This window comes from Streptomyces sp. NPDC015661 (assembly GCF_043077765.1).
GTDB lineage: Bacteria > Actinomycetota > Actinomycetes > Streptomycetales > Streptomycetaceae > Streptomyces.
In genome coordinates this window covers 1-11227 of the sequence record NZ_JBIBST010000027.1, presented here as the reverse complement: position 1 = coordinate 11227, position 11227 = coordinate 1, and the positions used below count along the sequence as shown (strand labels likewise).

Sequence of the window (11227 nt, the reverse complement as noted above, 5' to 3'; positions counted from 1 at the left end):
GACGACCCACGGCCGGGAGTTCCTCTTCGCCACGAACGGACCAACGAGCAACCGAGCCGACAGTCACATGATCAACAGCTTCTGTTAGGACCTCTTAGCCTCCGACATGTCCGGCCTGAACCTGGCGGCCTTCGTTGGTGACGACCACGACGGGCACTCCGTCGGGGATTTGTCCCTGGAGGTCGGCGAGGAGCGTCTCGACCGGGGGCAGGTCCCCTGGCGTGCGGACCTGGATGTAGAGGGTCCGTGACTGCGCACTGACGTTGACGACGGAAGCGCCGGGCGATGCTGCCAGCCACTGCGTGGCGCTGTTCGCGGCGCGCGTGGTCCACAGCTGCACGAGCACGGTGGCCGCGGTGTTCGCCGCCAGTAGCAGGCCCACCGCACCGAACAGCAGGCCGAGCGCCAGGTAGGTCCTGCGTACGCCGCCCGTCTCCTTTCGGCGGTCGGCCGTCGCGTAGCCCAGGCCGCCGAACACCACCATGCCGGCGAACACGAGGGCCAGCAGATTCGACACGAACAGGACAGACGATCCCAGAGCCAGCCACCACGCGGCCTGCCCGAGGCAGACACCGGTCACCACCAGCGGCGGTACCAGCGAGATGGCGATCGCCACTCCGGGCAGGACCGCGGCGACGTCCCGGCGGGAGAGCGCCAGAGCGCCTGCGAAACCGGTGGCAAGCGCGGCCACCAGGTCCATCAGGCCGGGCGAAGTACGACTGGAGATCTGGCTGTTTGACAGCAGGTCGTAGGAGGCGGGCAGCAGCAGTGAGAACAAGGCTCCGAGCGCCACGACCAGTAGCCCACCGGCGACGACGAACAGAGCCGCCGTCGAGCGCCGGCGTTGCACAGCGCCGAGGGCGATTCCCATGATCGGCGTGGACAGCGGCGCGATGATCATCGCGCCGATCACCGTGGCCGTCGAATCCGTCAGCACTCCGCCGGCCGCGATGACCGCCGACAGGAACAGCATGGACCAGAATGCTGACTGTTTCGCGCGGGTGTCCCCGGCCGACAGGTCTAGATCCTCCTCCAACTCCTCGAGTGTCCTTCGCTGGTGATCGGGGAGCGCGCGGTCGCGGAGGCTGCTGAGCACCTCTCGAGTGTCGCGCCCTGCCGAGCGATGGATGCATGTGCCACCTGCGGCTGTCCCTCGGAGGGAGCACAGATCGCAGTGAGCGCTGTTGCCGCGGGGGAGTCCCAGTGGAGCTGGGACTGACACGAGTGGCGGACGGCCATTTCATTCGTCCGCCGACCATCCGGCCAGTTCGGTCAGGCGTCCGGTTGCGGTGCGGGGATGGTCCCCCGAGCACGTTGCCGGCGACGAAGCGGCGGCGGTCTGCTCCCCGTGCTCGCGGGGATGGCCCTCTGCCCGAGGGCTCCGGTGGGCCCGAGGGCCCCCTGCTCCCTGTTTGTGCGGGGATGGTCCCTCCACACGGTCAGGATCCGCGGGCCGGGCCAGTGGCTTTATCGGCGTCACACAACAGCGGTTGTCGACGACCTCGGGAGGCACTCGCCGTGCCCGGATCTTGATGTCGACGAGAACGGAAGGCACCTGCCCGCACTCGGCAACGGCGGGACGGGGGCCGCCCACCTACGCCCGTAGCCAGCGCTTTTGTCCAGGGCCTTGGGCGCGGCACACGGCGTCTTGCCGGTCGGCACCCAGCTGCGGTCCGAAGCCATCGATATCCAACGCAGGCAGCGCCTCCCGAACCGCCCGAGAAACGCTGCGCCTCGTCACCCACAGAGCCACCGGACCGGATGGGGGGGCATGAGCGGCTCGATCCAGGGGTTTTCCCCATTTTTCAGGCGTAGGCGGTGGTGTTTGGGGATCCTTTCGAGGTACCTCTGAAAACCACTGTAAGGAGCCCCCCCAGTGCGCCGCCCGACCCGGAAAGCCTTCGCTGCCCTCTGTGCCGCAGCTGGCCTCGCCCTCCCCCTCCTCATCCCCACACCTGCTTCGGCTGCCACCGCCACCAGCCGCTTCGCGAACTACCGCTACGGTGACTGCCTGCGCGAGACCTCCGAAACCGGCCTCAAGGGCGACCGCTGCACCACCGGACGCGGCAGCCTCCTGTGGCAGTGGAACGGCCGCCTCAACACCAGCACCACTCTTAAGAACAACTTCTGGGGGCGCTGCCTCGACAGCAATGACCGGGGCGACGTCTACCCCCTGCGCTGTAACGGCGGCTCATACCAGAAGTGGCGCACCGTCCAGCCCGCCGCCCGCAGCGCCATCATGCTCCAAAGTGTCGGCACGGGCCGCTGCCTCTACCAGCAGGACAACGGCTACTACCGCACTGCCCGCTGCGACCGAGGCGCCCAGAACCAGCGCTTCACCATCGGCTGAACGGATCTCTCGACCGCTTCAAGATGCCGTCGGGCGAGCAGCTCTTCTTTTACGCGAGGCCGGAAGGCGGTCCGTTGGCCGCAGTGGCGATGACCTTGAACGGGGTGTTCTTTCCGTCGCAGATCAGATGGTCCGGGCGTGCTCGCTGCTCCCCGTGCCCGCGGTGATGGCCCCGGGTCCCACGCCGCATGTGCATGGTCTTGCGCCTGCTCCCCGCGCCTGCGGGGATGGCTCCGAAGGCACCCTCTTCGCCGTCATCCGAAAGGCCTGCTCCCCGCGCCCGTGGGGATGGCCCCCCACGACGCAGCTCCCGGCCGACGCGATCGTCTGCTCCCCTGCGCCTGCGGGGATGGTCCCACCAGTGGTTCTGGCCTCTGTCAGTTCGGGGGTGTTGCGCTTGGCTGTCTGTGGTTGTGGTGAGTTGCTTGGGCCTGGGAGGTTCTTAGACGTCGTTTCTTATGGCGGCCTCTGAGCGCGAAAGTTGGCCCTGGAGGACGCTTGTTGGTGAGGGCGCAAGTCCTGGGCCGCAACGGGCGGGCTTGCGCCCGAGGCGTTACCAGACCTCGCCAGTAGACTCCGGCACCATGATGGCTGCCGCTCCCGTATCGCCCGTCCCGGTCGCGCCGGCCGGTTTGACCAGCAGGGCCAAGAGGTTCGTCGCGTGTGAAGGCATCCGTGTTGCCCGGCAGGACATCGAGCGTCACCGCGACGCCTGGATCGAGCACGGTGTCCCGGCCGCGGAGATCGATCGCGCAGTGGCCTTCGAGGACCGTTGGGGCGGTCTCGCGCTGCCGTCGGCGCCGTTCTACGAGAGCGGCCCGCGCGTCCTGGGCGCGGACGTTCCCGAGGGGTCGGCCACTGAGGGCTGGTGGATCCCGGCCGGGGATTGCCGCTATTCCATGGCCTACGGATTCATGATCGGCCCTGACGGCGAGTTCGGGATCGACGGCTACCACTGGGCACCGCTGCATGCCAGTACTGAAGGCTGGGTGGAGTCGTTGGCACTGGCCGGCCATGCGAGGCGCTGGGCCAGAACTATCACGAGGATCACCGGCGAAGCCGTCGATTCCCTGGACCTCGAAGGGTATGAGCCGGTACCTGAAGTGCTGGGCATGACCGACACCTGGTGGCGGGGCAAAGACTCGCTCATCGCCCTGTACCGGGGCGAGGCCGTCGGCATGGACGCCCCGGGATGCCTTGAAGCTCATGTCTACGGTGGCCTCGACGAGTGGGGCCTCCACGGCGGCTGACCGTCAGCTGGCGCTGCCGAACCTCCCCGATTGGCCGGACGAGCCAACTATCACGACGCTGACCGGTTCTGCGCGTCCGCACGGACGAGGCGGCGGAGGCAGACGAGGGCCGCGGAAATACCCGCGAAGGCAAGGAAGTGCTCGGCCTTGCGTTCATACCGCCGATGCAGGCGACGGCAGCCGGCAAGCCAGGACATCGTGCGTTCCACGACCCAGCGATGGCTGCCAAGGCGTTGGGAGGACTCGATGCCACGGCGGGCGATCCGCGGCACGATGCCGCGCTCGCGCAGCCAGCGGCGCAGATCGTCGTAGTCGTAGCCCTTGTCGCCGTGCAGTTTGGCCGGACGACGCCGACGTGGCCCACGGCGCGAGCGGATCGGTGGGATACCTCGAACCAAAGGTTCCAAAGCCCGGCTGTCATGCAGGTTGGCGCCCGAAATCGCGAGCGAGATCGGCAGGCCGGTGCGGTCGCAGATCAGATGGATCTTCGACCCCTCTTTGCCGCGGTCGGTCGGATTCGGTCCCGTCAGATGCCCCCTTTGAGGGCACGAATGCTCACCGAGTCGATCACGCACCTGGACCAGTCGAGCTGCCCACGTGAGCCGAGCTCGTCCAGGATGACCCGATAGAGCCGGGCCCACACACGCTCACCGCTCCACCGCGCAAACCGCTTGTACACCGTTTGCCAGCAAGCCCCGAAGACCGGTGGGAGCTGACGCCAGGTGCACCCCGATGTCGCCACGAAGACGATCGCCGCCAGCACCTCACGGTCTCCGGCTCGCCGACGGCCCCCGCCCTGCGGCCGATGCACCACGGTCGGTGGCACCACCCGACGAAACAGTTCCCACAGCTCGTCCGGCACCAACTGCTCAACAAGACGATCCACGTTCCGTCAACGACCGCCGAAGACCAAAGGAAACGACGTCTCAGCCTGTTGTTCCAGGTGAGGAGTGCTGCTGTGAGGGTGTGGTGAGTATGGGGGAGGGCTTCCCATGCGCCCATTCGTGCTCCCCGCGCCTGCGTGGGGATGGTCCCAAGCACGGCTTCACCGTCATCCCCTGAAAGGACTGCTCCCCGCGCCTGCGGGGATGGCCCCTGCATGGTGCTCACCGAGGGTTTCGACGCGCCCTGCTCCCTGCCACCGCGGGGATGGTCCCGGACCGCTCCCGGAGGGCTTGACGGTGGAGTCCTGCTTTTTGTGTGCGGCGGGGTGGTTCTGGCCTTTGTTGTTTCGGTGGGTGTTGCGTCTGGTTGTCGGCGGTTGTGGTGGTGAGTGTCTCGGGCCTGGGGGCTCTCGGCCTGTTGTTCCAGGTGAGGAGTGCTGCTGTGAGGGGGTGGTGAGTGTTGCCGGTGTTCTGGCCATGTCTGGGGCGTGCTTGCCACCGCACTTACCATGACTGTTCCCCGCGGCCGAGGGGATGGTCCCGCTGTCAACACCTGCCTCACTTGTGCCACGATCTGCTCCCCGCTTGTGCGGGGATGGTCCCGGGGTCTCGGAGCACGTGGGGTGGGTGGTCTGCTGCTCCCCGCGCACGTGGGGATGGTCCCCTGCGGCCCCTCGCTCCCAAAGCGAGTGCGCTCTGCTCCCCGCGCGTGCGGGGATGGTCCCGAGGCGTAGCGGAGCTCGCCCCTGCTGCGCGGCTGCTCCCCGCTTGTGCGGGGATGGTCCCCCCGTACAGTCCCCGGTCCACGCCGCGCCCTCTGCTCCCCGCTCCCTGCCCCCGCGGGGATGGTCCCGGTGGGAGACGGAGAAACGGCTTCCGGTGGCCCTGCTCCCCGTTTGTGCGGGGGTGGTTCCTTGATGGTGGATACGGCGGTGGCTGTGTTCGCGACTTTTCTTGTGGTCAGAGTCAGGCCGTGTCTGTCTGCGATCCGTCCCGGGAACGGCAGCGTTGTCTCGCTTTGCAAGGGGGCTGCCCGATAGGCGCCTGCGGCCGGCGACAGTGTCTTCGTCGATCGTGTTGCTTGTGACAACTAGCGTGCTGGGGCTGAACGGGCGGGTGCCGGGTCCGCGGCGGTTGGTGTTGGGTTAGTAGTCGAGGTCGAGGTAGTCGATGTCGTTGAGGGTGACGTCGGTGAGTCCTGTGGCGCGGCCTCCGCCGTCTTGGAAGTAGATCTCCTTGAATCCCTCGGCGATGATCCCCCGCATCTCCTGGTCGCTGGCTCCGGTGTTGCGGGCGTGGAAGAGGCGTTGGGCGTAGTGCGGGGGGAGGTGGACGGTGAGGCGGCGGAAGCGGCCGTCGTCGGTGGTGCCGACCGGTGCGGTGTAGCCGAAGCGGGCCCTGGTCTCCACGGTGATTCCGGTGCTGGTGGCGGCCTGGCGCTGGCGGCGTTTGCGTACCAGGGGCTGCCATCGCTGGCGTACGGCGTTGTCGATCTTTGCGGCGATGTCGGGGCGGGGGTGTTTGCGGGCGCCGCGGCGGTAGCGGTTGACGGAGTCGGCGGTGACCCCGATCTCCTGCGCGACGGCCTTCGCGCTGCCCAACTGCCGGAGCAGGTAGCCGATCTGCCCTTTGAGGGTCTTGGGCGGCTCCTTGGTGAACGCCTCCCGGTCGGCGCGCTCGATCGCGTCTTCGATCTCCCCCACGGCGTTACTCTCCTTCGTCCAGGACGGCGTCGCCGCCCTTGATGTGGCGGGCGGGGTTGAGGCCCTGTTCCATCAGGTCGATGGCCCACAGCATCGGCTGGACGCCTTCCAGCTTCGCCAGGCCCGGCGTGGGCCCGAGGCGGAAGCCGCCCGGCTGCGGCTTGCCGGAGGCGGCGTAGGGCAGGAAGTCGAGTGGCGAGGCGCCCGGCGAGGGATAGACGACGCAGTCGGAGAGCACGGCGAGCGGGTACAGCCCGGTCATCTTCGCCATGTTGGTGAGCTTGCGGTGCATGTTGACCCGGGCCTTGGAGATGACGGCGGCGCGGATGTCGGGGCGCCAGGTCGCACGTTCCAGGGCCGGCCACCGCTCGCCTTCCTTGTAGTGGCGGCCCTGGGGGCGTTCGCGGAGTTTGCCGACGCCGCCCTTGACGGTGGCCTTGACGGCCGCGAGGACGGCGGCCAGGGCCGGGTCGGTCTGCTTGTGCCGTTCCATCGCGACCAGGAAGGCGCGGTCGTCCAGGTCCTTGGTGACGCCGAGGTCGGCGAGGGTGTCGACGTACGCCGTCTTGAGGCGGTCGTGCCACGGGTCGAGGTAGGCGCCGGTTTCGCGGCGCAGGTAGGCCTCGATGGGGTGGACGTCGTGGCCGAGCTCCTGGGCGTAGGCGAGGGTGTGCGTCTGGTACCAGGCCGGGCCGGTCGGGCGGGTGCCGTCCGGTGTGAACGGTGAGGGCAGGCGCGGGTCCAGCTCGATGGGGGACAGGTCGGCCAGCCAGCTCCCGGGGATCTTCGGGTTGAACTTCACGTGGTGGAAGTGGTCCGGGGCGGACAGGCCGACGACCAGGCGGGCCGCGGCCGCGAGGAACGCCGTGTTGAGGTCCAGGCCGACCGCGAAGGGCAGCAGGCACTCCTCATCCGAGAGTGTGTCCACCGACCGCACCCACTGGTACGCCTCCTCATTGAGGAACCCTCCGGTCCAGCCGGACCGAACGACGACCGGGTGCTCGGGGGTGGCCTCCGGCGGGGCCGGGTCCATCGGCTCCGTCCCCAAGCTGCCGGGGTTGTAGCTGGAGATCCAGTTGCCGGTCTCCTCGTCGCGCTCCGGCTTCGTCGGCGGCCGCATGGCCGTCATCAGCTCCAGGCCCGACACGGCCGTCGACCCGCGCGGGGTGATGACCCGCTGGGCATACACGCCGAGGACGCGGGCGATGCCGGCCGGCTCCATCTCCGTGACGCCGGGCCAGGACCGTTCATCGAGGGCGTCCCACGACAGGATCGCCAGCTGCACGCACTGCCTCTCGCGGCCCTGCGCCTTGCGGTAGATCCGCGCCCACGGGCCGAACCCGCGCTGCGTGAGCTGCCACTTGGCCTTCGCGACCTGCTTGACGACCGGGTGGTCCTCCGGCAGGCGCAGGGACCGGCGCTGCTCGTGACCCTCCAGGCGCTCGGGCAGCCCGAGCTTCACCGCGGCCGCGGCGGTGAGCACGATCAGCGGGTCGGAGTCCTTGCCGTACCGGTTGAGCTTCGGCGCGCCGAGGCCGGACTCGCGCAGTGTCCACTCCACCAGCTCCACCACCGTGGTGGCCGGGCAGTCCAGCACGACCCCGCCCGTGCCGTACGCGGAGCCGTCACCGTCCAGCACGGCAAGCGGGCCGTGGGGGAAACGCGGGTCCAGCGCGGGTGCGGCGGCCTTCTTCGCCGGCGGACGCCGGGATGCCGCAGCCGGCCGGGTGACGGGACGTGCCGGCCGCGTGGCCGGCACGGCGAGAGCCTGCGGGGCGTCTGCCGTCTCCACCTGGGATGCTGCCGTTTCACTGGACGCTGCCGCCGGCGTGACAGCCAAGGCTGCACCGCGGGCGGGGTACTTCGCCGCCCACCCGTTCAGCAGCCGCTGGTAGGCATCCAGACGCGGCGACTTCGGCTCGCTCCGGCCGTTCTCCCAGTTCTTCACCGACTGGGTCGTTGTCTTCAACGCGGTCGCGAGGCGGGCCTGCGTGATGCCGGCGGCCTCACGCAGCCGGGCACGCTCCGCCGGAGGCGGGAGCTGCGGCTCCTCGTTCAACAGAGCATCGACGGACGCGAACAGCTCTTCCTCGGACGCCATTGCCTGCACCCTCACGTCAGACTCAACACTGCTTAACCAAGAACTTATCCCACGCTTTAACCTTCCCGTGCCCAGTCGAGCCCGAGGCCGGCCAGCACAGCCAGCTTGTCGGCGGTGAGCTTGGCACGGCGCCCCTTCTGATTCATGATCCACACTCCGAGCCTGACCTCCGTGCCGTCCTCGAGCCGCTCGCCGTGAGCCCTGGAGACGGTCACCGAGCCGGTACGCGCCTTGTACTGCGCCAGGGCCGCAACACCCCGCTCGAAAGCGCTCACACCCGTCGTAGACACCTTCGCGGGCGCCGGCGCTTTTGGCTCCGAGGGGTACGGGAAGACGCCGATGGCCTCCAGCCGCTCGCGCTGCCCGCCGGACAGGGCCGCCCACACCTCCGGCTTCCGCTGCTTGGCCAGCCACTTCCCGATGTCCATCCCATGCACGGTCACGCCGGGTTCGACGTAGGCGAGGATGGTCTCCTCGGCAAGCATCTCCCGTACCACGGCGTAGTGCCGCTGCCATTCCGGAGGCCAGGACGGATTCCAGTCCTCGTCGACCTCCTTCAACGCGGCTTCCCACTCCGGCTTGCCGGCGAGCGCACCCGGGCGTCGCAGGTTCGCGAGCCACTGCCCGATCGGCCGGTCCAGCACGGTCGCGGTCCGCGGCGCGCACAGCGTCCAGTGCGCCACGTAGTACACCCTCGCCGCGGCCAAATTCTCCTGGAACCGCTCGTCCGCCACCGACCACACCATCCCGAGCCGCTCCAGCCGCCGCGCACGCAGCCCGCTCATCTCCCCAGCCGCATACGCCCGCCGCTGCTCCGCCACCCACTGCCCAAGCGGCGTCGCACCCTCCCGGTGCCCGTAGGGCACCCGGGCGCTCCCCACCCGCTCGACATACGCCTTCAGCCTCGCCCAGCCACGCGCCCAGTCCTGCCGCTCCGTGTCGATCACATTGAAGGACACCCAGTCCGCGACCATCACCGGATCCCTGGGGACAGCGAAACGCAGCAGGAGCCGGGACTCTTCCTCACCTTCCCCGGGCGCCGTACCAATACTCACGGACGGCTGCGCCACCTCCCTCTGCGGCTCCTGCGGGATGGCCAGCAACTCGATTACCTCTTCGTCATGAGCCCGCAAACCCTCTAGAACCTTCACCAAAGGCCGATACGAACCCGACGTGAACATATCCTCCGGCTCCTCACCGGGCTGGAGAAATACCGGCACGATCAAAGAAGCAAGCTTTCCCTCTCCCGGCTTCTGCCGGAGTGCCCGGCCGATGGCCTGGACGATGTCGTGCGGCGCGCCCCTGGGGTCCAGCAGCGCCACCGAGTCCACGGCCCGGATGTCCACACCCTCACCCAAAACACGGCAGTTGGAGAGCACCGCCCGCCGCGCCGTCGTCCCGAACCCGGCGAGCACCTCCCGCCGGCGCTCGCCGGCGTGCTCACCACACAACCAGTCCGCCCACACCCGCGCCGGGTACATCTCCGGCCGGTCGGCGTGCAGCTTCGCCGCAACCCGCTCCAGACCCTCCGCATACGCCTGGGCCTCTATCGTCCGGTGGTGGAAGGTGATGCACGTCGACAGCCCGTGCTGCGCCATGGTGTGCAGGAGCGCCGCCTGGAGGGCTCCAAGGCGCTGCCCGCGTACCTTCTCGGTGTGCCGGTCCTCGCCCATCAACCGCTCGGGCGTGACGACCGGGTCCTTCAGCTCCAGGACGATGATCTGATACCGCGCCAGCAGCCCGCGCGAGACGGCAGACGCCAGGCTGAGCTTGTAGAGGACGGGCCCGAAGACCTTCTCGTCGTCCATGGAGGCCGCCATCTCACGCGGCAGCGGGTCGCGCACCCCCTCGGCGACCTCGCGGTTCAGCCGCTCCTCCCAGATCCGCGGCGTCGCCGTCAGGTACAGCCGGCGGTGCGACGGAATCACCCTCTGGTCGTGGACATCGGCCCACGCCTTTCCCATCGAGCCCGAAGTCCTGTGGGCCTCATCGACCACCGTCAGGTCCATCGGCGCCAGCCTCTGCCCGTAGACGCCCTCGAAAGCCTCCGCCAGCACCCCCAGCGAGGCATACGTCCCGAAGACGACGACAGGCCCGGAGCCGTGCCACAGCGCCAGCTGCACGGCATTCGTCGTGGAGCGCACCTTCAGGCTCCACAGCGCCGGGTCGTCCTGGAGCGAGCACACCGCCACCGCCGGCCCCATGTGCCCAGCCCCGCGCCACGCCTGGACGGTCTGGGTCAGAAGGTCCAGCGTCGGCACCAGCACGAGAATGCGTCCCCTGGGGACAAGGCGCTTCGCCGCCGCCGCCGCGATGATGGTCTTTCCCGTCCCACATGCCGCGTGCACCTGCCCGCGCAGGCCATCAACGGGAATGCCGCCCGGCGGGACATCGAGACCGCGCACAATGGCGGCAACGGCCTCGACCTGGTGGTCACGCAGTTTCACGACCATTCCCGAGTTCTCCTTTTACGGAATGCGGCGCGCAATCTGAAATAAAAGTCCGGCACGGTGGCGGTGGCCGAGGGGTGTGATGTCTGATCCCAGACTCTACACAGCATATCCCAGCGATGCATCATTCACTCCCCCTGTCCCACCCCAGAGAGACATGACTGAGTCTCACTCCGATGCAGCGGATTATGGTGCACGCTGCGGAAACATTAGTGAACATGCCGGGATGGCATCGAAGACGGGGGAGGGGTTCGGGCGGAGCGCAGCGGAGCCCATCGCTACGATGGGCCGACACCCCGTCAAGCCGACGGTCCGTCACATCCGTTGCCTGTGTAGTGGCTGGAATCCCAGACACTACACAGGCAACGGCCTGATGCCCCCCGCTCTTGCTGCCCGGCGGAGCCGGTGAGCGGGAGCGTAGCGGACGCTCCATCAATTCTCGCTTGCGAGAATTGATTACTCTTTTTAGAATTCGCGCTTGCGCGAATT

7 protein-coding genes are annotated in these 11227 nt (G+C 68.5%); 2 read left to right on the top strand and 5 right to left on the bottom strand.

Features of this window, described 5'->3' with window-relative positions:
- Window positions 1–94: 94 nt before the first annotated feature.
- Window positions 95–1096 carry a DUF389 domain-containing protein gene (locus tag ACF07V_RS38690; protein WP_392160884.1) on the bottom strand — a complete coding sequence of 334 codons (1002 nt, stop codon included), beginning with the start codon at window positions 1094–1096 and terminating at the stop codon, window positions 95–97.
- Between the two features lie 780 nt (window positions 1097–1876).
- On the opposite strand from ACF07V_RS38690, the gene ACF07V_RS38685 reads away from it, so the two are divergent.
- Both ACF07V_RS38685 and ACF07V_RS38680 read left to right on the top strand, forming a co-directional pair.
- On the top strand, window positions 1877–2350 hold the full coding sequence (locus ACF07V_RS38685) for a hypothetical protein (protein ID WP_392160882.1): 474 nt from the start codon (window positions 1877–1879) through the stop codon (window positions 2348–2350).
- A gap of 587 nt (window positions 2351–2937) precedes the next feature.
- Window positions 2938–3600 carry a hypothetical protein gene (locus ACF07V_RS38680; protein ID WP_392160886.1) on the top strand — a complete coding sequence of 221 codons (663 nt, stop codon included), beginning with the start codon at window positions 2938–2940 and terminating at the stop codon, window positions 3598–3600.
- Window positions 3601–3650: 50 nt separating this feature from the next.
- Here ACF07V_RS38680 and ACF07V_RS38675 read toward each other — a convergent pair.
- The 4 genes from ACF07V_RS38675 to ACF07V_RS38660 all read right to left on the bottom strand — a co-directional run bounded on the left by ACF07V_RS38675 (window position 3651) and on the right by ACF07V_RS38660 (window position 10741).
- Window positions 3651–4486, bottom strand: a protein-coding gene (locus ACF07V_RS38675; RefSeq protein WP_392160880.1) for an IS5 family transposase whose coding sequence is annotated in 2 segments (ribosomal slippage) — window positions 3651–4136 and window positions 4139–4486 — 834 coding nt in all. Because the reading frame shifts where the segments join, the coding sequence is not laid out codon by codon here.
- A gap of 1143 nt (window positions 4487–5629) precedes the next feature.
- Window positions 5630–6187 carry a telomere-protecting terminal protein Tpg gene (gene tpg, locus ACF07V_RS38670; protein WP_392160879.1) on the bottom strand — a complete coding sequence of 186 codons (558 nt, stop codon included), beginning with the start codon at window positions 6185–6187 and terminating at the stop codon, window positions 5630–5632.
- A 4-nt stretch (window positions 6188–6191) separates the two neighbouring features.
- Complete coding sequence (tap, locus tag ACF07V_RS38665) at window positions 6192–8288, bottom strand: telomere-associated protein Tap (RefSeq protein ID WP_392160877.1); 2097 nt, start codon at window positions 8286–8288, stop codon at window positions 6192–6194.
- 56 nt (window positions 8289–8344) lie between these two features.
- Complete coding sequence (locus ACF07V_RS38660) at window positions 8345–10741, bottom strand: Helicase associated domain protein (RefSeq protein ID WP_392160875.1); 2397 nt, start codon at window positions 10739–10741, stop codon at window positions 8345–8347.
- Window positions 10742–11227: the final 486 nt, after the last annotated feature.